The sequence below is a fragment of the Rhodococcus jostii NBRC 16295 genome (genome assembly GCF_001894825.1).
GTDB lineage: Bacteria > Actinomycetota > Actinomycetes > Mycobacteriales > Mycobacteriaceae > Rhodococcus_F > Rhodococcus_F jostii.
Map to the genome: position 1 here is coordinate 1 of NZ_BCWY01000006.1, position 21,137 is coordinate 21,137.

Consider the following 21,137-nt stretch of genomic DNA (forward strand, 5'->3'; position numbering starts at 1 on the left):
CGCGCTCCACCTGTGCGGCACGGCGCAGGGAGTCGGCCTTGCCGCGCACCGACTCGGCCCGCTCCTCGGCGGTCCGCACGGACAGGCGGGCTTCCACTTCGACGGCCCGCACTTCGGCCAGCGCCGCTGCCGCCATCTCGCGATCGATGCTCGTCGAATCGGAACCACCCGTGTCGGCTCCGGCGGGTGATCCTTCCTGTTCCGCCATGCGCAGCCGTTCCTCGAGCTCGGCCAGCGCGGTCAGGGTGTCCTCGCGACCGCTCTCGGCCTTGTCCCGCTGCGCCATGAGCCGGTCGGACTCGGCATGCGCGGCCCTCGCCGCCTGGCCGAGACGGCCGAGACGCTCGTAGATGGCGGACATCGCGGCGTCGGACTCGTTCAGCGCGGCCAGCGCCTGCTCGGCGTTCTCCTGGCGATCGGCCTGTTCCGCGACCGCACCGGACAGTGCCGCCGACAGTTCCTCGGCCCGCCGTTCGGCGCGGGCGAGATCCAGCACCGAGTTGTCGATGGCGGCCTGGACCTCGAGGGTGCTCGGCTGCCGGTCGGAGCCGCCGCTCATCCAGCCCGCACCGAGGAGATCTCCGTCGCGGGTGACGGCGCGCACGTCGGGCCTGCGCCGGACGTGCTCGACGGCGTCGTCGAGGGAATCGACCACGACCACTCCGCCGAGGAGCGCCGCAAGTCCGGTCCGCAGTTCGGCCGGGCAGTCGATGACGTCGACGGCCCACCGGGCGCCGGACTCCAGGTGCCCACCGTTCGGCGCGGCCTGATCGGTTCCGATGACGAGGGACGCCCGCCCGTTGTCCGTGTCCTTCAGCGCGCCGACCGCGCTGCGGGCGGCGTCGAGGGATTCGGCGACGACGGCGTCGGCGGCGGGTCCCATCGCGGCCGCGACGGCGCCCTCGTACCCCTTCTCGACGGTAATGAGTCCACCGATCGACCCCCGGATGCCCTGTGAACTGCGGTTCTCGACGAGCCAGCCGGCGCCGTCCTTGCGTTCGAGACCCATCGACAGGGCGTCGATCCGGGCGCGCAGCGACGCCACCTCCTGCCCGGCGGCGCGCTCGTCGCTCTGGAGTTCGGTGACGCGTTCGGTGATCAGGCGCAGCGCCTCGACGGCACGCTCGTGATGGGAGTCGAGCCCCAGCTCTCCCGCGTCGAGGTCACCGATCTCGTCCTGGACGACCTCGAATTCGGACTGCGCCGCGTCGCCGCGCTGGCGGGCCTCCTCGATCGCGACCGTCAGCCGGGACACTTCGGCGTCGACGGAGTCGGCGCGCGTGCGCAGCGTGTCGACCTGCCCGGACAACCGGGCCAGGCCTTCGCGGCGGTCCGCGATGGCCCTGACCGCGGCCATGTGGGCCCGTTCGGCCTCGGCGGCGGTCTCCTCCCCCAGCGCCAGCTGCTCCTTGGCCGCGTCGAGCGCCGCGCGCGCCATCTCGACTGCTTCGACGAGTTCCAGTTCCTCCGCGGCGATCCGGTCGGCGCGGGCCTCCATCTCGTCGGGGTCCTGACCACGGTTGGCGGACGGCTCCGAGTCGAGGTGGCGCGCCCGCTCCCGGGCGATGCGGATGGTCGCGTTGACGCGCTCTGCGAGCGCCGACAACTGGAACCACGTCTGCGCGGCCGCTTCCGCGCCCGGAGTGAGCCTCGACAGTTCCTGCTCGTGACGGCCGAGCTCGAGATTGGCCTCGTCGAGCGCCGCGGTGACCTGGTCGTGCTGCTCGCGGGCCACCTTCTCGTCCTGGGCCTGGTCGGCCAGCTCCTCGCGCCGCGTCACCAGATCGTCCGCGGCGAGCCGCAGCTTCGCGTCACGGAGATCGGCCTGCACGGTCTGGGCGCGGCGTGCCACCTCGGCCTGACGCCCGAGTGGTTTGAGCTGCCGTCGCAACTCCGCGGTGAGGTCGTTCAGACGCGCCAGGTTGGCCTGCATCGCGTCGAGTTTGCGGACCGCCTTTTCCTTGCGTTTGCGGTGCTTGAGAACTCCGGCTGCTTCCTCGATGAAGGCGCGCCGGTCTTCCGGGCGCGATTCGAGGATCGCGGCGAGGCGGCCCTGCCCGACGATGACGTGCATCTCCCGGCCGATGCCGGAGTCGCTGAGGAGTTCCTGCACGTCCATCAGCCGGCAGGAGCTGCCGTTGATCTCGTATTCGCCGGCGCCGTCGCGGAACATGCGCCGGGTGATGGACACCTCGGAGTAGTCGATCGGCAGGGCGCCGTCCGAATTGTCGATGGTCAGCGTGACCTCGGCGCGTCCGAGGGGGGCCCGCCCGGCGGTGCCGGCGAAGATGACATCTTCCATCTTGCCGCCGCGCAGGGCCTTCGCCCCCTGCTCGCCCATGACCCAGGTGAGCGCGTCGACCACGTTGGACTTACCCGACCCGTTGGGCCCCACGACACAGGTGATTCCCGGCTCGAATCGCAGAGTCGTTGCGGACGCAAAGGATTTGAATCCCTTCAGCGTCAGACTCTTCAGATGCATGACGGAGAACTTTACCTGCGGTTCACCGTTCGACGAACCCGATGAGGTCTCCGCGCGCGGAATCCCACTGCTCCACGACGAGATCCACCGCGCCCGGCGTGTCGCCGGAACGGAGCAGCGTCAGCAGCGACTCCAGCTTGTCGCGCGGTCCCTCGGCGATCACGAGCACGCGGCCGTCCTTCTGATTGGCCGCATATCCGACGAGGCCGAGTTCCAGCGCGCGGGCGCGGGTCCACCACCGGAACCCCACCCCCTGCACGTATCCGTGCACCCACGCGGTCATTCTCTCCATACCTGTCACGACCGTTCGAGCTTGTAGATCTTTCCGGTGAAACTCGTGGCGTAGAGCGCGTCCGGATCCCAGCCCGGTCCGGCGCCGAACCGCACCGACGACACGAGGGGCAGTCCGGATGCCAGCGCGCAGCTCTCCCCGGTGGCGGGATCGACACGCACCACCCTGCCGCCGCCGTTGTAGGCGACGTACACGATGCCGTCCGGTCCGACGGTGAGGTCGTCGGCCGCGTTGAGGGGCCCCGAGCCGGGCAACTCGACCGACACGACGGGACCGCTGAGGTCGTTCTCGCGGAGGATCCGCAACGTGGTCGTCGTGTCGAACGTCGTCACCGTGTAGACGTTGCCGTCGTGCACCGCCAGACCGTCGACGGTTCCCAGATCGGTGCGCACCACCTCGGGTGTGTGGGGATCCGCGGCCGGGACGCGGGTCAGTCCCGCCCCGGAGCCCAGATTCCGGGCGGTGAGGATGTCGCCGTTGCTCAGCCGTACCAGCCCGTTGGGCATGACCAGACCCTCGGCCAGAGTCCGGGTGTCGCCCGTGTCGAGGTTCACGACGTCGACCGTGCCGTTCGTCGAGCCGGTGACCCCGGCCGCGAACGAGTTCCCCGTGGCGAAGTAGGCGTCTGCGCCGTCCACGGCGATCCCGCCCGGCGCCTCCACCTCGGGCACGACCGGGGTGACGGTGCCGTCGGGGCGGACGCCGTCGAGAGCTCCACCGCCGACCAGCCCGGTCCGCGACACCAGCATGGTTCCCGAGCCGTCGAAGGCCAGGTTCTCGAGAACACCCGCCCCGGACGCCACCTCGGACGCCGACCACGGGGTGCACGCGCCGGCCGGAGGCGAGAACGCCGGCCCGGCCGCGGCGGGCGCGACCACGAGCAGACCCGCGCAGAGCGCCGTCCCGCCCGCGAGCGCCGCAAGCTCTCGCCGCATCATGCTTCTCTCGCGACGGTCAACGTCACTTTCGTTCCGGCCTTCAACGTCCGCCCGACCGTGCACACCTTGTCGACCGACCGTTCCACGAGCGCCACCAGACGCTCCTGAGCGTCGGCGTCGAGCTCGCTGAGATCGAGTTCCATCACCTCGTCGAGCTGCGGGTACACCTCGTTCTCGCGGTCCGCGACGCCGGACACCCGGATGGTGGTGTCATAGTTTTCGCCGAGGCGACGCGACAGCGGGAAGTCCGAGCTCATTCCACTGCACGCGGCGAGGGCGATCTTCAGAAGTTCCCCGGGGGTGAACACGCCTTCCACGCCCTCGGAGCCGATCAGGACCTCGGCGCCGCGCGAGCTGCGGCCGGTGTACCGCCGCGTGCCCGTGCGCTCGACCCACAGTGAGGTGGGCGCCGTCGTGTCGGAAGTCTGTTCTGCCATGCGTCAATCCTGCCACCGGTCGGCGCAACGCCAGGTAGGAGGGTGGGCGACACCGGGTTCCGCGCACTTGTGAACGCGGATTCTCGGCAGAGGAAACCGTTGGGCCGTAGGGTGAACCGACCAATGACGCCGAGACGTAGCGGGGAATACAGATGGGTCAGATCGGTAGTGCGGGAGAGCACCGACTCCAATCCGAGCACGGCACCGAGGATCGTGCCGCCAAGTTCTACTCGGATCAGGTGCTGGACCATCTCAATCCGACGATGATCGAGTTCGTCGGACGCCAGGAGATCGCGTTCATCGCCACCGCCGACGCATCCGGTGAGTGCGACAACAGCCTTCGCGCCGGAACACCCGGGTTCATGCACGTCATCGATTCGAAGACCCTCACGTACCCGGAGTACCGCGGCAACGGCGTCATGGCGAGCCTCGGCAACATCCTGGAGAACCCGCACGTGGGAATCGTTCTCGTGGACTTCGTGCAGGATCTGATCGGTCTGCACGTCAACGGCTCGGCCCGGATCGTCGAGGACGCCGTTCTCCGCTCCGACATCGCCGACCTGCCGGCGGACCACGCCAACGGCCGGATCCCGGAACGCTGGGTGGTCGTGGAGGTCGAGGAGGCATACATCCACTGCCGCAAGCACATTCCGAGGATGGCGCCGGTCCCCCGGCACCGGGAGTGGGGCACCGACGACGTGAAACGCAAGGGCGGCGACTACTTCGACGCCAAGGCGACACCGCGGCACGACACCGACGGCCGGACGTCCGACGAGAACGTGACCGCCGAACTCACGCAGCTTATTTCGCCGGGCTTCTCCGTGGCGCCGGCTGGCACTTCGGGCAACTGAACGACGAGCGGTTCATGAACTTCTCCCGCCGGATCGCGGCGCCGCACCGTGGGCACGGGCGATCCTCCTGACCGTAGGCAGACAGGGAACGGTCGAAGTACCCCGACTCGCCGTTGACGTTCACGTACAACGCATCGAAGGACGTGCCGCCCTGAGTCAGCGCCTCACGCATGACATCCTGAGCGGCGGTGAGCAGTTCACGGATCTTCGGACCGCTCAGCCGGTCGGTGAGCCGGTTTCCGTGGATCTGTGCACGCCACAACGCCTCGTCCGCGTAGATGTTGCCGATGCCGGAGACCACGGTCTGGTCCAGCAGCGCGCGCTTGATCTCGGTGTGCTTGCCGCGCACGACCTTCACGGTGGCAGCGAGGTCGAAGCGGGGGTCCAAGGGGTCGCGGGCGATGTGCGCGACCGAGTCCGGGACGAGCGAACCGTCGACCTCGACGAGAGGCGCCAGCGCCCATCCCCCGAACGTCCGCTGGTCGACGAACCGGAGGTCGAGACCGGAATCGAGCCGCGCCCGGATACGGAGATGCTTCTCGGTCGGCAATTCCGGTGGCTGCACGAGCATTTGACCGCTCATGCCGAGATGCACCACGAGGGCGACCGTGCTGGGTTCGAGGACCAGCCACAAATACTTTCCCCGGCGGTCCGCGCTCGCGATGCGTTCGCCGGTGAGTTGCCCGGTGAGATCGGCCGCGCCGGGGAGGTGACGCCGAATCGCCCGCGGGTGAAGGATGTCGACCGAATCGATCGACGCCCCCACGATGTGGCGTTCGAGTCCGCGCCGGACCACCTCGACTTCGGGTAGTTCAGGCACTGACGTCGTCGGCGGCTACGTCGGGTCCGGCGTCGGACAACGCGTTCCACGCCGTGCTCGCGGCCTTCTGCTCGGCCTCTTTCTTGGAGCGGCCGATGCCGACGCCGAGGGGTTTGCCGCCGACGATCACAGTGGCGGTGAACTCCTTGTCGTGATCCGGTCCGGTCGCGGTGATCTCGTACGCCGGAACACCGACGCCACGCTCCGCGGTCAGCTCCTGCAGACTCGTCTTCCAGTCCAGGCCGGCCCCGAGGCGGGGGGCTCGCTGGAGGAGGTCGCTGAAGAGGTCGAGTACGACGCGTCGCGCCGTCTCGATGCCGTGCTCGAGGTGGATGGCGCCGAGAATCGACTCCATGCCGTCGGCCAGGATGCTCGGCTTGTCGCGGCCGCCGGTCATCTCCTCGCCCTTCCCGAGCAGGAGATGGGCACCGAGGCCGCCCTCACCGAGACTGCGCGCCACCTCCGCGAGCGCGTGCATGTTCACGATGCTCGCCCGAATCTTCGCGAGGTCGCCCTCGGATTTGTCGGGATGCGCGAGATAGAGCTTCTCCGTGACGGTGACTCCGAGTACGGAGTCACCGAGAAACTCGAGACGCTCGTTGGTGGGCAGACCACCGTTCTCGTACGCGTACGAGCGGTGCGTCAACGCCAGGGTGAGCAGCGAAGGCTCGATTTCTACGCCGAGGGCGGCGAGGAGGGAAGCGTGATCCTCCTCGCCGCCGGCGGGTGTATTACTGATGTCGCTCGTCACAACGCCTCTCCGTGGAGAATTAGACGGCGGCAGTGACCTGGCGGCCCTTGTATGTGCCACACGACGGGCACGCGACGTGGGGCAGCGTCTTCTCGCCGCAGCCACGGTTGGGGCACGTGACGAGGGTGGGCACAGTGGTCTTCCACTGGCTGCGACGCGACCTCGTGTTGGATCGCGACATTCTGCGCTTGGGGACAGCCACTTCTACTTCTCCTCGGCTTCGTTGTTCACAAGATTCTTGCTGGGTTCTGAATCCACGCCAAATTTGGCTGCAAGACCAGCCCAGCGAGGATCAAGTATGTCATGCCCATGGCCAGATTCGGCAATCGCCAGGCGAACGCCACATTCTGGGCACAATCCTTGGCAGTCGTCACTGCAGAGCGGCTGCAATGGCAGTGCGAGGCCGACGGCGTCGATCACGACGGGTTCGAGGTCGATCTCGTCGTCGACGACGTGATAGACCTCCCCCTCCTCCGTGGTCTCTACCGTGGTGCTGTCCGGGTATGCGAACAGCTCCGTGAGTGTGAGGTCCACCGTGTCGGAGAACGGCTCGAGACACCTCGAGCACTCCCCTGCGGTGTCGGCTCGCAACGAACCGGTGACCAGAACCCCCTCGGATACGGCCTCCAACCGGAGATCGAGATCGATCTCCGATCCTTCCTCGATGGCGATCAGGTCGAGACCGATGCGCCGTGGCGCCGTCACCACCCGTTCCACGGTGCGCATCGAACCGGGGCGACGGCCGAGTTTGACCGTATCCAGCACGAAGTCCGCGTCCCGACGGGAACGCGATGAGCTGTGGCGATGGGATGACAACAAACTTCACTTTCGAGAAAAGGGAAACGACAAAGGGCAACCACTCCACGATACGCAATCTGCGCGGTGGAGCCAAATTCGATCAGGTGCGCCGACCGGAGGGGACGCCTCAGCGGCGACGCTCGGCGCGGCGGTCGTCGACGTCATAGTCGGAGGAGTAGTCGGGAACACCCGAGCCCGTCCGCAACTGCTGACGGCCGCGCCCCACGGACCGGATGGTGCCGTTCAGGAAGTCCTCGAACTCCGCGAGCTTGGTGTCGACGTAGAGGTCGCAGTCCGAGCGGAGACGATCCGACTCGGCGTGCGCGGAGTCGATCACCCGGGCCGACTCGGCGTGCGCGGTCTGGACAACCTCCGTCTGCGAGACGAGACGCTCCTGCTCCGCCGTGCCCTCCGCGACCGACCGCTCGTAGGACGCCTTACCCGATTCGATCATCCGATCGGCCTCGGACCGGGCCCGGCCCGTGAGCGAGTCGTATTCGCGCTGGCCTTCCGCCACGGAGGATTCGGCCTCGGCGCGCGCGTCGGTGACCAACTGCTCGGCGTGCGCGCGGGCCTCGGCCACCATCCGGTCGGCCTGCGCCTTCGCGTCGGCCAGAATGCGGTCGGCGTCGTCGCGTGCGTTCTCGATGGTGGAGTTCGCCTCGGCGTTTGCGCCGGAGATCGTCTTCTCCGCGTTGGACCGCGCGTCCCCGACCAGTTTGTCCTTGTGGTCCAGGACGTCCTGGGCGTCGTCGAGTTCACCGGGGATCGCATCGCGCACGTCGTCGAGCAGTTCGAGGACGTCGCCGCGCGGAACGACGCAGCCGGCGGTCATCGGTACGCCGCGTGCCTCTTCGACAATCGCGACAAGTTCGTCGAGCGCCTCGAATACCCGGTACACAAGCAACCCCAATCGTCATGACCCTCAGCAGGTCGGCGCAGCCTTCTCCGTGCAAGTCTGCCCGACCGGACGCCGAGGGTGCGTCGTGGCAGCCGGTGTGTCGGGTATCAGCTGCTCTCGGCGGCGCGCTCGGCGATCCTCGCGAGGAGGCGGGCGTGTACCTTCTCCGGCAGCATGTCGGAGACGTCGCCACCGAACGTGGCCACTTCCTTCACGAGCGAACTCGACAGGTAGCTGTACGTGGGGTTGGTCGGGATGAAGAGGGTGTCGACGCCACTGAGCTTCTGGTTCATCTGGGCCATCTGCAGCTCGTAGTCGAAGTCGTTGGCGCCGCGCAGGCCCTTGACGATCGCCGTGATCCCTTGCTGCTTGGCGTAATCCACCAGCAGGCCGTGCCACGAGGACACCCGGACGTTGGGCAGTTCGCTGGTGGAGTCTTCGAGCATCTCGATGCGCTCGTCGACGGTGAACAGGCCACGCTTGCTCTTGTTGACCATGACCGTGACGATGACCTCGTCGAACTGCGCAGCAGCTCTGCCGATCACGTCAAGGTGGCCGTTGGTCACGGGGTCGAAGGATCCGGGGCAGACAGCGCCAGTCATGAGTCCAGACCGTAGCAGGTCGCCAATTCGATTCTCGCCTCGCCGTACTTCTTCGCCTTGACGGGCGCGAAGCCGTCGGGCCACGCGGTCTCGGGTGATCTCGACGACCGCTCGAGCACTACGATCGAGCCGTCGCCGACCCAGCCGTTGGCCCGCAGATGGCCGAGCACCGTCTGCACCGCCTCGTCGTCCACGGCGTACGGCGGATCCGCCATCACCAGGTCGTACGGCCGGTCGGCTGTGCCCGCCAGGACCGCGGCTACCGGAGCGCCACGCACTTCGGCGCCCGGCAGACCGACCGTGGTGACGTTGTGTTTGATGATCCCGGTGGCTTTGGAATCGGACTCGACTAGGACGACCCGATCCGCACCCCGGGAGAGCGCCTCCAGGCCGAGCGCCCCCGATCCCGCGTAGAGGTCGAGGACGGATGCGCCCTCGAGGTCCATCCTTGCGTGCAACGCACTGAACAACGCCTCGCGGACCCGGTCCGAGGTGGGCCGGGTCCCGCTCGGCGGGACCCGCAGGCGTCGACCGCCCGCGAGTCCCGCGATGATCCGAGTCACTCGCTCGCGGACTCCCCTGTCGCCACGACGGCGAGCAGGTCGCCGCCCTCCACCTGCTGGACCGATCCGATGGCCAGCCGGGAGACGGTGCCACCGCGGGGTGCGGTGATGGCCGCTTCCATCTTCATGGCCTCGATGGTCGCGATCGTGTCGCCGGCGGCGATGTGCTGGCCCTCGGTGACGGCGAGCGTCACGACACCGGCGAACGGCGCCGGGACGTGGCCGGGGTTGCTCTTGTCGGCCTTCTCCGCGGCGGGGATCTCACTGGAGATGGACCGGTCGCGCACCGACACCGGACGCAGCTGCCCGTTGAGGATGCACATCACGGTGCGGTAGCCCCGCTCGTCGGGTTCGGAGATGGCCTCGAGCCCGATGATCAGCTCGACACCCTGCGCGAGGCGGACCCGGTGCTCGTCGCCGCGGCGCAGACCGTAGAAGAACTGGTTCGCCGAAAGCTGCGAGGTGTCGCCGTACTTGTCCCGGTGCTCGAGGAATTCCTTCGTCGGGCCGGGGAACAGCAACCGGTTGAGGGTGGCGCGGCGTTCCGCGGACGTGCCGGAGAGGGCCTTCTCGTCCTCCGCGGACAGCGGCACCTCGGGCTTCGCGGCGCCGCGGCCTTCCAGTGCCCGGGTGCGGAACGGTTCCGGCCAGCCGCCGGGCGGGGTGCCCAGTTCGCCGCGCAGGAACCCGACCACGGAATCGGGGAGGTCGAACTTCGCCGGGTTGTCCTTGAACTCCTCGGTGGACGCCCCGGATCCGACGAGATGCAGGGCCAGGTCGCCGACCACCTTCGACGACGGGGTGACCTTGACCAGGCGGCCCAGCATGCGGTCGGCGGCCGCGTACTTGGCCTCGACCTCCTCGAACTTGTCGCCGAGACCGAGGGCCACGGCCTGGGTGCGCAGGTTCGACAGCTGACCACCGGGGATCTCGTGGGTGTAGACGCGACCGGTCGGGGCGGGCAGCCCGGACTCGAACGGCTTGTACACCTTCCGCAGCGCCTCCCAGTACGGCTCGAGGTCGCACACGGCCTGCAGGTCCAGGCCGGTGTCGTACTCGGAATGCGCGGCCGCCGCCACGATCGCCGACAACGCGGGCTGGCTGGTGGTGCCGGCCATCGCGGCCGAGGCACCGTCGACCGCGTCCGCGCCGGCCTGCCACGCCGCCAGGTACGTGGCGAGCTGACCGCCCGGGGTGTCGTGGGTGTGCACGTGCACGGGCAGGTCGAAGTTCTTGCGCAGCGCCGTCACCAGGGTGGTGGCGGCCGGGGCGCGGAGCAGTCCGGCCATGTCCTTGATCGCGATGACGTGCGCACCTGCCTCGACGATCTCCTCCGCCAGGCGCAGGTAGTAGTCGAGGGTGTACAGGTTCTCGTTCGGGTTCGACAGGTCGCCGGTGTAGGACAGGGCGACCTCGGCGAGGGCGGTGCCGGTCTCGCGGACGGCGTCGATGGCCGGCCGCATCTGGTCGACGTTGTTGAGGGCGTCGAAGATGCGGAAGATGTCGATGCCGCTGTTGGTGGCCTCCTCGACGAACGCCCGCGTCACCTTCTCCGGGTACGGGGTGTAGCCGACAGTGTTGCGTCCGCGCAGCAGCATCTGCAGGCAGATGTTGGGCACGGCCTCACGCAGCGCCGACAGCCGGTACCACGGGTCCTCGTGCAGGAACCGCAGCGCCACATCGTAGGTGGCACCGCCCCACGCCTCGATCGACAGCAGTTCCGGGGTCAGCCGGGCCACATGCCCGGCGACGTCGAGCAGACCGCTGGTGCGCACCCGGGTCGCGAGCAGCGACTGGTGGGCGTCGCGGAACGTGGTCTCCGTGACGGCGAGGGCCTTCTGCTCCCGCAGTGCCTTGGCGAAGCCTTCCGGACCGAGGGCCAGGAGCTTCTGGCGGCTGCCGTCCGGCGGCGGGGTGGACAGGTCGATCTGGGGCAGCTTGTCGCGCGGGTAGACCGCCGACGGCCGCTCGCCGTGCGGCTTGTTGACCGTCACGTCGGCGAGGTAGGTGAGGATCTTGGTGCCACGGTCGGCGGAGCTGCGCAGAGTGAGCAGCTGGGGGCGCTCCTCGATGAAGGACGTCGTGACCCGGCCGGCCTTGAAATCGGGGTCGTCGAGCACCGCCTGCAGGAACGGGATGTTCGTCGACACCCCGCGGATGCGGAACTCGGTGACCGCGCGGCGGGCCCGGGCGACGGCGGTTTCGAAGTCGCGGCCGCGGCAGGTGAGCTTGACGAGCATCGAGTCGAAGTACGCGGAGACCTCTGCCCCGACCGACGTACCGCCGTCGAGGCGGATACCGGCACCGCCCGGGGTGCGGTAGCCGGTGATCCGGCCGGTGTCCGGGCGGAACCCGTTGGCCGGGTCCTCGGTGGTGATGCGGCATTGCAACGCAGCCCCACGCAGGGTGATCTTGTCCTGAGTCAGGCCCAGATCGGCGAGGGTCTCGCCCGACGCGATCCGCAGCTGCGACTGCACCAGGTCGACGTCCGTGACCTCTTCGGTGACGGTGTGCTCAACCTGGATGCGCGGGTTCATCTCGATGAACACGTGGTTGCCGCGGGTGTCGAGGAGGAATTCGACGGTGCCCGCGCAGGAGTAGTTGATCTCCTTCGCGAACGCCACCGCGTCGGCGCAGATCTTCGCCCGCAGCTCTTCCGGAAGGTTCGGGGCCGGCGCGAGCTCGATCACCTTCTGGTGACGACGCTGCAGCGAGCAGTCCCGCTCGAACAGGTGGATGACGTTGCCCTGACCGTCGGCCAGGATCTGGACCTCGATGTGCCGCGGGTCGACGACGGCCTGCTCGAGGAACACCGTCGGGTCACCGAACGCCGATTCCGCCTCGCGGGCGGCGGCCTCGATGGACTCCTTGAGCTGCGCCGGCTCGGCGACACGGCGCATGCCGCGGCCACCGCCGCCTGCGACGGCCTTCACGAAGAGGGGGAACTGCATCGTCTCGGCCGCGGCCAGCAACTCGTCCACATCGGCGGACGGCGCCGACGACGCCAGCACCGGCAGACCGGCGGCCTTCGCGGCGGCGATCGCGCGCGCCTTGTTGCCGGTCAGCTCGAGCACCTCGGCGGAGGGGCCCACGAACGTGATGCCCGCCTCGGCGCACGCGGCGGCGAGATCCGGGTTCTCGGAAAGGAAGCCGTAGCCGGGGTAGATGGCGTCGGCGCCTGCCTGCTTGGCCGCGGAGACGATCTCGTCGACGGAGAGGTACGCCCGAACCGGGTGGCCCTCCTCGCCGATCTGATAACTCTCATCAGCCTTCAGACGGTGGATCGAGTTCCGATCCTCGTACGGGAACACCGCGACCGTTCCAGCACCTAGTTCGTAGGCGGCACGGAAAGCGCGGATCGCAATTTCGCCACGGTTGGCGACCAGGACTTTGGAGAACATTGGAGCAAACTACCCCGCTTTCGACGGTCGCGGAGAAATGGCATCCCACAATGCAAGATCCTCCGCAATCTTCACAAAGACGCCCCTGACGTGTGCGAATTCTGCAACAGACCCGAAACAGACGAGCGAAGATTTACGTGAAGCGAAGTAAGTTCTCACGTTTTCTCCAGGTATTCGATGCGGTCGGCGTCCAGAGCCGACGTCACCATCGCGGACAGCCCCGGGTGGTTCTCGAGTCGCGGATCGTCGGCGATCACCGATCGCGCGAACTCGGACGCCGCAGCGATGACGTCCTCGTGACCGAGTAGCGACAACAGGCGCAGCGTGGACGTCGTGCCCGACTGCGCCGCGCCGAGGATGTCGCCCTCGCGCCGGGTGGCGAGGTCGAGTTGCGCGAGTTCGAACCCGTCGTTGGTCGACGCCACGTTCGACAGTCGCTCGTAGGCGGGACCGCCCGGATTCATCTCCGTGACGAGGATGCACAGCCCCTGATGCTTGCCACGACCCACGCGTCCGCGCAGCTGGTGCAGCTGACTGACACCGAACCGATCCGCGTCGACGATCACCATGATCGTCGCGTTGGGGACGTCGACGCCGACCTCCACGACCGTGGTGCACACGAGGACGTCGATGTCGCCGGCCGTGAAGTCGCGCATCACGGCGTCCTTCTCGTCCGCCGGCAGCCGTCCGTGCAGCAGTCCCACCCGCAGGTCGGGCATGATGCTGCCGCTCAATTCCTCGAACACCTCGACGGCGGACTTCGTCTCTGGCTGCTTCTCGTCGAAGGAGTCCTCGCCGTCGCCCTTCTCGCCGTCGCCGATCCGCGAGCAGACGACGTACGCCTGCCGCCCCTCGGCGACGTCCTCCCGGATCCGTTCCCACGCCCGCGTGACCCACTGCGGTTTCTGGGACGCAGGTACCACACTGCTCTTGATCGGTGACCGGCCCTTTGGCAGCTGGCGCAGCGTCGACACCTCGAGATCGCCGAGCACGGTCATCGCGATCGTGCGGGGAATCGGCGTCGCCGTCATCACCAGCAGGTGCGGACTCAGCCCTTCCCGTGCCCGCGACCGCAACCGGTCCCGCTGCTCGACACCGAACCGGTGCTGCTCGTCGACCACCACCATCCCGAGGTTGAAGAACTCGACGTTGTCCTGGATGAGGGCATGTGTGCCGATGACGATCCCGGCGTCGCCCGTGATCGCTTCGTTGAGCGCCGCGCGTTTGGCGGCGACCGGCATCGACCCCGTCAGGAGCGCCACCCGCGTCGCCTTCTCGTGCGCCCCCAGCTCCCCCGCAGTGGCGAGCGAGCCGAGCATCGCCCGCAACGACCGGGCGTGCTGCGTCGCGAGCACCTCGGTGGGAGCGAGCAGTGCGCACTGGTAGCCGGCGTCGACCACCTGCAACATGGCGCGCAGGGCCACGATCGTCTTGCCCGAGCCCACCTCGCCCTGCAACAGCCTGCTCATCGGGTGCGGTTGCGCGAGATCGGCGGAGATCTCGTCGGCGACCGCGTGCTGTCCGTCGGTCAGCTGGAACGGCAGCATGCTCTCGAACACGTCGGCGATCCCGCCGGGCACCGGTGGGCACTCCGGTGCCAGCCTCTCCGCGTTGTCGTGGCGGCGGCGCGCGAGAACCAACTGGAGCGCGGTCGCCTCGTCGAACCGCAGACGGTCGTGGGCGTTCTCGACGTCCTCGCGGGTGTCGGGCAGGTGGACCGATCGGAGTGCCTCGTCGAGACCGATCAGGTCGCGTTCGGTGCGGACGTTCTCCGGCAGCGGGTCGTCGACGTGATCGAGCTGGTCCAGGATCTGCCGGACGCATTTCATGATCGTCCAGCTCTCGACCTCCCGGGTGGCGGGATAGAGCGGGATCAACGCACGGTCGAACACGGACATGTCGACCCCCGCACCGGCTTCCTGCGACGCCCGGGCGATGCCGGCGAGGTCACCGGCGCCGCGGATCCGCCCGACGTTCACCACGGGGTCCTCGCTGCCCGCACGCGGTTCGGGAAGGATCAGGTAGCTCGGATGGGTGAGGCTCCATTTGCTACGGAAGTACTTGACCGTTCCCGAGAACATCGCGCGCACGCCGGGCTTGATCACGTGCTTGACCTTCTGCGGACTGAAGAAGGTGACGTCGACGTTCTGGGTGTCGGTCGCGAGGACCACCTTGAGCATGCTGCCCGGCCGGTTCTTCATCTTCACGACGGCCGCGGACGTGACCCGGGCGATGATCGTGATGTGCTCACCCTCCGGCGGGTCTTTCTCGGCGAGCTCGCGGCCCTGCGAGGCGTAACGGTGCGGGTAGTGCCGCAACAGGTCCTCGACCGTGCGGATGTCGAACGCCGCCTCGAGCGCGTCGGCGGTCTTCTTCCCCAGCAGATGATCGAGCCGGTCGGACAATGTGGCCATCGAATTCCTCATTCCACCCCGAGTTGCAACAGATCTCCAGGCTGTCCACCGTGGTAGATCATCACCTCGACGCCGGGGTGCCGCTGCGAGATGTGATCCGCCAGTTCCGTGTCGAGCCCTTCCGGCGCCTCCGACCCCATCAGGAGGGTCACCAATTCTCCACCGGCACCGAGGACGAGGTCGACGAGTCGGCGTCCGGCTGCGACCGCGTCCGGTTCGATCACGATCACCTCGTGCCCCATCAGTCCGATGCCGTCTCCGGGTTCGCAGGTGCCCACGTAGGTGAGGGCGCGTTCCCGGGCGATTCGCAGCGACCCCCAGCGGGTGGCGGCGGCCGCCTCCGACATCGCGAACGCGTCGTCCACGGCCTCGCGCTCCGGATCGTGCACCGCCAGCGACGCGAGCCCCTGCACCATCGCGGACGTCGCGAGGAGAAGGACCTCGTGGCGGGCGTCCCTCGCCGCCGCACTGACCGCGACGAGCTCCTGGGCCGTCAGCGCGCCATTGGGGAGGACGAGCACCTCGGTGCGTCCCATCTGCCGGATGATGCCGAGGAGCTGGGCGCGGGTGACGGGAGCGTCGTCGCAGCGGAGAACGGTCGCGCCCTCGCTCGCGAACAGTTCGGCGGCGCCGTCTCCGGCGACGACGGCGACGATTCCGCGTTCGCCCTGATCCGGCCTGGTCCGGACCTGCGGGACGAGCAGCCCCTGGTCCCGAGCGTCCACGAGGAAGCTGCTGACCCGGATTCCGTGGATGCGTCCCGCGGCGAGTCCGGCCTCCACGGCCGCGCCCGCGTCCGTGCAGTGCACGTGCACCGACCAGCCCCCGCCGCCGTCGCCGACGATCACGATCGAGTCGCCCATCTCGTTCAGCGCGCTACGGAGGTCCGCCATGCGGGACTCGTCCGATTCCGCGACCAGATACATCACCTCGAAGTCCTGGTCCGAACCGTCGTCGCAATCCGGTCCGACGCCCGGGTGCGCGTGCATGTCCCGCGGGCTGTGCGCGAGGACGAGTTCGGTGGGGCGTGCGGAGGGTGTGCGGCGCGGAACGTGGACTGCGATCGGCGCCCGATCCGGCGGCGCACCCGTCACGGCCGTCACGAGAGCGTCGAGAATCACCACGAGTCCGAGCCCGCCCGCGTCCACCACACCCGCGGTGCCGAGCGCGTCGAGTTGTGACGGTGTCCTGGTCAGAGCCGCCGCCGCGGCATCGGCGGCGGCGCGTGCGGTGACCGCGATCGGCACCTCGTCGGGGAACTCCGCCGCCGCATCCGCCGCGCAGCGCAGCACGGTGACGATGGTCCCCTCCACCAGATAACTCACCGCGTCCGTCACCAGATTGGTGGCCATCAGCAGTCCCGTGCGGACCGTCCTCGTGTCGACGGCGGGGGTGACGGCTGCTTCCGCGAGACCTCGCAGCACCTGGGACAGGATCACCCCCGAGTTGCCCCGTGCGCCGGCGACCGCTCCCTTGGCGAGCGCGATCGCCACCTGCCGGACGTCCTTCGTGCCGCCGTCGGTCCCCGCGTACTCGTCGATCGCACCCAGCGCCGCGCGCATCGTGAACAGAAGATTCGTGCCCGTGTCGGCGTCCGGGATGGGAAACACGTTGAGGCTGTTGATCTCCTCGCACCGCCTTTCCAGTCCCGCAACGGCGGTCCGCGCCCAGGACTCGAGGACTCGACCGTCCATCGGGAGCTCAGGGGCCACTGTCGTCCTCTCCGGCCGGGGAATGGGGAAGGTGCCGTCAGACTAGTCGGGGGACGATGATCGGGCCTGCGGTCCGAGCCGTTCGGGACCGGGTTTGGCCAATCTGCACTCGAGCGGCTACTCTTGCACGGTTGCCTCGTTAAGGGCGCACTTGCTGTGTCCTGTCTTCACGAGGCCAGCAAATTTCACAGTTCACTATCTTGAAGGAGTTCGCGACTATGGCTGCCGTCTGCGACGTATGCGCCAAGGGGCCCGGCTTCGGTAAGTCGGTCTCGCACTCGCACCGGCGTACCAACCGTCGCTGGAACCCGAACATTCAGACTGTTCGTGCCGAGGTTGCCCCCGGAAACACCCGGAAGGTCAACGTCTGCACCTCCTGCCTGAAGGCTGGAAAGGTTGCTCGGGGCTGACCCGACGCTGCGTGCGATGTCACTGCGCCCCCGACACTTCGGTGTCGGGGGCGCAGTTTTTTTGTGTCGCCGCACCTGCCCGATTCGGCATCGGCGCAGCGCATCGGGGCACGACGGACACCGACCGGGGCCCACGTAAGGTGCAACGGTGACTTCTCTCGATGGACTCAGCAAAGTACAGCTCGAAGACGGCGTCCTGCGCATCACGATCGCGACGGCGGAGAACGGCACCTCGCTCGACGGCGAGGGCATGGAGCAGGGTGCCCGCGCACTCGAGGCGGTCGGTGACGAGATCGGCAGCGTGCTTCTCGTCGGTGAGGGCCCGAACTTCTGCGCGGGCGGCAACGTGCACGCTTTCGCGTCCGCGCCGGTGCGGAGCGAATACGTCGCCGAGGTGGCGCGCGTGTTCCACATCTTCGTCCGTGCGCTCGACGCCGTGACCGTTCCGGTGATCGCCGGCGTTCACGGATGGGCGGCGGGGGCCGGAATGAGCCTCGTGTGCCTGACGGACGTCGCGATCGGCGGTCCGGGCACCAAGATGCGACCGGCGTACCCGTCCATCGGCTTCACCCCGGACGGCGGAATGTCCTGGACCCTCCCGCGCATCGTCGGTGACGCCCGCGCCCGCGAGATCCTGATCAGCGATACCGTTCTCAGCGGTGACGAGGCCGTCCGCCTGGGCATCCTCAGCCGCCTCGTCGGCGACGACGTCGTCCAGGACGAGGCACTCCGGCTCGCCCGCACCCTCGCTGCCGGCCCGACGTCCTCCTACTCGGGGATCAAGAAGCTCGTCCGTGAGTCGCGGTCGCGCACGCTGTCCGAGCAGCTCGACGCCGAGGCCGCGTCGATCGCCACTGCCGCCGACAGTCCGGTGGGACTCGAGGGCGTCGACGCGTTCGTGGAGAAGAGGCGTGCCGATTTCGCATCGGTGAAGTGAAGAGGCGTGCCGATTTCGCATCGGTGAAGTGAAGAGGCGTGCCGATTTCGCATCGGTGAAGTGAAGAGGCGTGCCGATTTCGCATCGGTGAAGTGAAGAGGCGTGCCGATTTCGCATCGGTGAAGTGAAGAGGCGTGCCGATTTCGCGTCGGTGAAGTGAAGAGGCGTGCCGATTTCGCATCGGTGACGGAAACGCAGGCCTGAGGTGGGGCAGCCGGTTAGGGCAGCTGCCAGTTCACGGGCTCGGCGCCCAGACCGTCGAGGAGTTCGTTCGCGCGACTGAACGGCCGCGAACCGAAGAATCCGCGCGACGCGGACAACGGTGAGGGGTGGGCCGACTCGATCGTCGGCACGTCGCCCAGCATCGGTTTCAGCGTGGACGCGTCCCGGCCCCACAGAATCGCGACGAGGGGTGCGGGGCGCGCCACGAGAGCACGAATTGCCTGTTCGGTCACCGCCTCCCAGCCCTTCTTCCGGTGCGAGGCGGGAAGTCCCGGTTGCACGGTGAGGACCCTGTTCAGCAGGAGCACACCCTGCCGCGACCACGGTGTGAGGTCGCCGGTGGACGGCGTCTGGTATCCGAGGTCCTTGCTGTACTCGGTGAAGATGTTGCCGAGGCTGCGCGGCACGGGGCGCACGTCCGGAGCGACCGAGAAGCTGAGTCCGACGGCGTGACCGGGTGTCGGGTAAGGGTCCTGACCGACGATGAGGACCTTGACTTCGGCGAACGGGTGGGTGAATGCCCGCAGCACGTTCTCTCCGGCCGGCAGATATTCACGTCCGTCGGCGATTTCCGCACGGAGGAATGCGCCCATCTCCGTGATCCGTCCGGACACCGGTTCGAGCGCGTCGGCCCACCCGGCCTCGACGAGGTCCGACAGCGGCGCCGCCATCAGTCGAGCCTGCGGAGGGAGTCGCGGTAGTAGGCCGCGTTCGCGGCGTACATCTTCACGTTCATCTCGAGGTGGCCTTCGGGAACCTCGTAGCCCTGCCGTATCTTCGCGGGGACGCCGAGCGCCATGCTGCGCGGGGGCACCTCGAACTTGAACGGGACGACGGCGCCCGCTCCGACGACCGAGCCCGCACCGATGACCGATCCGTTGAGCACGATCGAGCCGGATGCGATGAGGCAGTGGTCGCCGATCGTGGAGCCCTCGATGTGTGCGGCGTGTCCCACGACGCACCCGGCACCGATGACGGTGGGATCGATCATCGTGCAATGGATCACGGTGCCGTCCTGGATGTTCGTGTCGGCGCCGACGGTGATGGTGCCGTAGTCGGCGCGCAGCACGGCCTGCGGCCACACCGAGGTTCCTGCTGCCAGGGTGACGTTGCCGATCACGACGGCGTCGGGATGGACGTAGGCGTCCGGATGGATGTCGGGTTCACGGTCCCCGAGCGCGTAGATAGCCATGCGTGCAACCTATACCGAGAAACTCTGCCAGCCTCCGGCCCCCGGCCGGGTCTCGCCGTCGACCGAGATGCCGGACCCGTCGTGGACCGCGCCGATCCTCGTCCACCCGGCGGGCAGGGGGACGTCGGCGGGAAACGTCGCGGCGAAGCCGTGATCTTCTCCCCCGCTGAGGACCCATTCCCAGTAGTCTGCGCCGAGAGCGTCCGCCGCCGCCACCACTTCGGGTGACACGGTCATGTCTGCACGGGTCAGTGACATTCCGACCCGGGACGCCTCGCAGATGTGGCCGAGATCGGCGAGCAGTCCGTCGGAGATGTCGGTCATCGAGTGGGCGCCTCCGTCGGCGGCGGCCCAGGCGGCGTCGTACGGCGGAGCGGGGACCCGGTGGGCGGCGAGAAGGGCCGGGAAATCCGAGGATCCTTCGAGCAGCAGTGCGAGCCCGGCTGCCGATCGGCCGAGGTCGCCGGCCACTGCGACGACGTCGCGGGGCTTCGCCCCCGACCGCCGGATCGGACTGCGGCCACCCAGATCGCCCAGGACGGTGACGGAAATCACGACCTGCCCGGCCTGCACCAGATCGCCGCCGACGACGCCGGCCCCGAGTTCCTCGGCGCCCTCACCGATGCCCGCCGAGATCCCGTCGGCCACGTCGATCGGAGTGTCCGGGGGCAGACCCAGAGACACCAGGAAGGCTGTCGGCCGCGCACCCATCGCCGCGACGTCGGCCGCGTTCTGTGCGACCGCCTTCCGCCCCACCTCGTGCGGCGACGACCAGTCGAGCCGAAAGTGCCTGTCCTGCACCAGCATGTCGGCCGACACCGCCACCCGGCCGTCCGCAGCCCGGATGAGGGCGGCGTCGTCTCCCGGTCCGATCAGTGTGGACTGCGGCTGCACCCGGCCCTCGACCGCTCGGCCGATCACGGCGAACTCGCCGACGTCGGCGACGGTGAGGAGCGGGTTCGGGTCCGGGGAATCCGTCGATGTGATGGTGTGCCTCCGTGCGCGCCGTAGTGTCGGGTGGCCCGCGCATCGGCTGTGGGTCCGTCGACGGAATGTGCGACTGCGGTACCTTCTAGCTGTTGCCGGGACTTCTCGGCACGTGACCGATCAGCGCGCCGAAGCACCCGCGACTCTACCGAGATCCATGCGGCGCGGAGCAGGGAAGGGCCGGAGCGAGAGTGCAAGCGTTCATCCTGATCCAGACGGAAGTCGGCAAGGCTGCGGCAATCGCAACCGAGATCGCGAAGATCACCGGAGTCCGGACCGCCGAGGACGTGGTCGGACCGTACGACGTGATCGTGCGGGTGTCCGCGGACGAGGTGGCCCCCGTCGTGCAGGAGATCCGTCAGGTCGCCGGCATCACCCGCACCCTCACCTGCGACGTCCCCCAGAAGTCTGCGAACAAGAACTGAGC

At 68.4% G+C, this 21,137-nt stretch carries 21 protein-coding genes; 4 read left to right on the forward strand and 17 right to left on the reverse strand.

Annotated features, from left to right (window positions below):
* The 4 genes from smc to RJ1_RS06390 all read right to left on the reverse strand — a co-directional run.
* Positions 1-2,482, reverse strand: a 2,482-nt coding sequence (gene smc / locus RJ1_RS06375) for a chromosome segregation protein SMC (protein WP_073359134.1), incomplete at its 3' end; no start/stop codon positions are given.
* Between the two features lie 22 nt (positions 2,483-2,504).
* Positions 2,505-2,765, reverse strand: coding sequence for an acylphosphatase (locus RJ1_RS06380; protein ID WP_083400771.1), 261 nt, complete (start codon positions 2,763-2,765; stop codon positions 2,505-2,507).
* 14 nt (positions 2,766-2,779) lie between these two features.
* Positions 2,780-3,709 carry an NHL repeat-containing protein gene (locus RJ1_RS06385; RefSeq protein ID WP_083400770.1) on the reverse strand — a complete coding sequence of 310 codons (930 nt, stop codon included), beginning with the start codon at positions 3,707-3,709 and terminating at the stop codon, positions 2,780-2,782.
* Complete coding sequence (locus RJ1_RS06390) at positions 3,709-4,149, reverse strand: OsmC family protein (protein ID WP_073359137.1); 441 nt, start codon at positions 4,147-4,149, stop codon at positions 3,709-3,711. Before RJ1_RS06390 ends, RJ1_RS06385 begins: the two co-directional genes overlap by 1 nt.
* A gap of 152 nt (positions 4,150-4,301) precedes the next feature.
* Here RJ1_RS06390 and RJ1_RS06395 point away from each other — a divergent pair, with 152 nt between their 5' ends.
* Positions 4,302-5,000 carry a pyridoxamine 5'-phosphate oxidase family protein gene (locus RJ1_RS06395; RefSeq protein ID WP_073359138.1) on the forward strand — a complete coding sequence of 233 codons (699 nt, stop codon included), beginning with the start codon at positions 4,302-4,304 and terminating at the stop codon, positions 4,998-5,000.
* On the opposite strand, the gene mutM is transcribed toward RJ1_RS06395, so the two are convergent.
* From mutM to RJ1_RS06445, 10 genes are all read right to left on the reverse strand, one after another.
* Positions 4,951-5,820 (reverse strand): bifunctional DNA-formamidopyrimidine glycosylase/DNA-(apurinic or apyrimidinic site) lyase, encoded by an 870-nt coding sequence (gene mutM, locus RJ1_RS06400; RefSeq protein ID WP_073359139.1) that lies wholly within the window; start codon positions 5,818-5,820, stop codon positions 4,951-4,953. The two genes, RJ1_RS06395 and mutM, sit on opposite strands and share 50 nt — an antisense overlap.
* The gene (rnc, locus tag RJ1_RS06405; protein ID WP_073359140.1) at positions 5,813-6,571 is read right to left on the reverse strand and encodes a ribonuclease III; all 759 of its coding nucleotides are present in this window, start codon (positions 6,569-6,571) and stop codon (positions 5,813-5,815) included. Before rnc ends, mutM begins: the two co-directional genes overlap by 8 nt.
* 19 nt (positions 6,572-6,590) lie before the next feature.
* Positions 6,591-6,773, reverse strand: coding sequence for a 50S ribosomal protein L32 (gene rpmF, locus RJ1_RS06410; RefSeq protein WP_005240446.1), 183 nt, complete (start codon positions 6,771-6,773; stop codon positions 6,591-6,593).
* 2 nt (positions 6,774-6,775) lie between these two features.
* Entirely contained in the window at positions 6,776-7,336 is a 561-nt protein-coding gene (locus RJ1_RS06415) for a YceD family protein (RefSeq protein ID WP_073359141.1), read from the reverse strand.
* Positions 7,337-7,496: 160 nt separating this feature from the next.
* Positions 7,497-8,270, reverse strand: coding sequence for a DivIVA domain-containing protein (locus RJ1_RS06420; protein WP_073359142.1), 774 nt, complete (start codon positions 8,268-8,270; stop codon positions 7,497-7,499).
* A gap of 107 nt (positions 8,271-8,377) precedes the next feature.
* Positions 8,378-8,872 carry a pantetheine-phosphate adenylyltransferase gene (coaD, locus tag RJ1_RS06425; protein ID WP_073359143.1) on the reverse strand — a complete coding sequence of 165 codons (495 nt, stop codon included), beginning with the start codon at positions 8,870-8,872 and terminating at the stop codon, positions 8,378-8,380.
* The gene (gene rsmD / locus RJ1_RS06430; protein WP_073359144.1) at positions 8,869-9,435 is read right to left on the reverse strand and encodes a 16S rRNA (guanine(966)-N(2))-methyltransferase RsmD; all 567 of its coding nucleotides are present in this window, start codon (positions 9,433-9,435) and stop codon (positions 8,869-8,871) included. The genes coaD and rsmD overlap by 4 nt, the downstream gene beginning before the upstream one ends.
* Positions 9,432-12,836, reverse strand: coding sequence for a pyruvate carboxylase (locus tag RJ1_RS06435; protein ID WP_073359145.1), 3,405 nt, complete (start codon positions 12,834-12,836; stop codon positions 9,432-9,434). Before RJ1_RS06435 ends, rsmD begins: the two co-directional genes overlap by 4 nt.
* Before the next feature lie 155 nt (positions 12,837-12,991).
* Positions 12,992-15,250, reverse strand: a complete 2,259-nt coding sequence (gene recG, locus RJ1_RS06440; RefSeq protein WP_073359146.1) for an ATP-dependent DNA helicase RecG — start codon at positions 15,248-15,250, stop codon at positions 12,992-12,994.
* An 8-nt stretch (positions 15,251-15,258) separates the two neighbouring features.
* Positions 15,259-16,944: a DAK2 domain-containing protein gene (locus tag RJ1_RS06445; RefSeq protein ID WP_073359147.1), complete on the reverse strand. Its 1,686-nt coding sequence runs from the start codon at positions 16,942-16,944 to the stop codon at positions 15,259-15,261.
* Between the two features lie 236 nt (positions 16,945-17,180).
* Between RJ1_RS06445 and rpmB the strand changes: the two genes are divergently transcribed.
* Positions 17,181-17,372 carry a 50S ribosomal protein L28 gene (rpmB, locus tag RJ1_RS06450; RefSeq protein WP_005240429.1) on the forward strand — a complete coding sequence of 64 codons (192 nt, stop codon included), beginning with the start codon at positions 17,181-17,183 and terminating at the stop codon, positions 17,370-17,372.
* A 148-nt stretch (positions 17,373-17,520) separates the two neighbouring features.
* Positions 17,521-18,309, forward strand: coding sequence for an enoyl-CoA hydratase/isomerase family protein (locus RJ1_RS06455; protein ID WP_073359148.1), 789 nt, complete (start codon positions 17,521-17,523; stop codon positions 18,307-18,309).
* Between the two features lie 218 nt (positions 18,310-18,527).
* Here the strand turns inward: RJ1_RS06455 and RJ1_RS06460 are convergent, their stop codons facing one another.
* From RJ1_RS06460 to RJ1_RS06470, 3 genes are read right to left on the reverse strand one after another with little or no spacing between them, the layout of a single operon-like run.
* On the reverse strand, positions 18,528-19,202 hold the full coding sequence (locus tag RJ1_RS06460; protein ID WP_073359149.1) for a uracil-DNA glycosylase: 675 nt from the start codon (positions 19,200-19,202) through the stop codon (positions 18,528-18,530).
* Positions 19,202-19,723 carry a gamma carbonic anhydrase family protein gene (locus RJ1_RS06465; RefSeq protein WP_073359150.1) on the reverse strand — a complete coding sequence of 174 codons (522 nt, stop codon included), beginning with the start codon at positions 19,721-19,723 and terminating at the stop codon, positions 19,202-19,204. The genes RJ1_RS06460 and RJ1_RS06465 overlap by 1 nt, the downstream gene beginning before the upstream one ends.
* A 9-nt stretch (positions 19,724-19,732) precedes the next feature.
* Positions 19,733-20,710 carry a thiamine-phosphate kinase gene (locus RJ1_RS06470; protein ID WP_073359151.1) on the reverse strand — a complete coding sequence of 326 codons (978 nt, stop codon included), beginning with the start codon at positions 20,708-20,710 and terminating at the stop codon, positions 19,733-19,735.
* Positions 20,711-20,901: 191 nt separating this feature from the next.
* Here RJ1_RS06470 and RJ1_RS06475 point away from each other — a divergent pair, with 191 nt between their 5' ends.
* Positions 20,902-21,135: an Lrp/AsnC ligand binding domain-containing protein gene (locus RJ1_RS06475; protein ID WP_073359152.1), complete on the forward strand. Its 234-nt coding sequence runs from the start codon at positions 20,902-20,904 to the stop codon at positions 21,133-21,135.
* Positions 21,136-21,137 lie beyond the last annotated feature (2 nt).

Coding starts and splice junctions, on each gene's coding strand:
- RJ1_RS06380 (WP_083400771.1), bottom strand. CDS start 2,765: ATGACCGCGTGGGTGCACGGATACGTGCAGGGGGTGGGGTTCCGGTGG.
- RJ1_RS06385 (WP_083400770.1), bottom strand. CDS start 3,709: ATGCGGCGAGAGCTTGCGGCGCTCGCGGGCGGGACGGCGCTCTGCGCG.
- RJ1_RS06390 (WP_073359137.1), bottom strand. CDS start 4,149: ATGGCAGAACAGACTTCCGACACGACGGCGCCCACCTCACTGTGGGTC.
- RJ1_RS06395 (WP_073359138.1), top strand. CDS start 4,302: ATGGGTCAGATCGGTAGTGCGGGAGAGCACCGACTCCAATCCGAGCAC.
- coaD (WP_073359143.1), bottom strand. CDS start 8,872: ATGACTGGCGCTGTCTGCCCCGGATCCTTCGACCCCGTGACCAACGGC.
- RJ1_RS06435 (WP_073359145.1), bottom strand. CDS start 12,836: ATGTTCTCCAAAGTCCTGGTCGCCAACCGTGGCGAAATTGCGATCCGC.
- recG (WP_073359146.1), bottom strand. CDS start 15,250: ATGGCCACATTGTCCGACCGGCTCGATCATCTGCTGGGGAAGAAGACC.
- RJ1_RS06445 (WP_073359147.1), bottom strand. CDS start 16,944: ATGGACGGTCGAGTCCTCGAGTCCTGGGCGCGGACCGCCGTTGCGGGA.
- rpmB (WP_005240429.1), top strand. CDS start 17,181: ATGGCTGCCGTCTGCGACGTATGCGCCAAGGGGCCCGGCTTCGGTAAG.
- RJ1_RS06460 (WP_073359149.1), bottom strand. CDS start 19,202: ATGGCGGCGCCGCTGTCGGACCTCGTCGAGGCCGGGTGGGCCGACGCG.
- RJ1_RS06465 (WP_073359150.1), bottom strand. CDS start 19,723: ATGGCTATCTACGCGCTCGGGGACCGTGAACCCGACATCCATCCGGAC.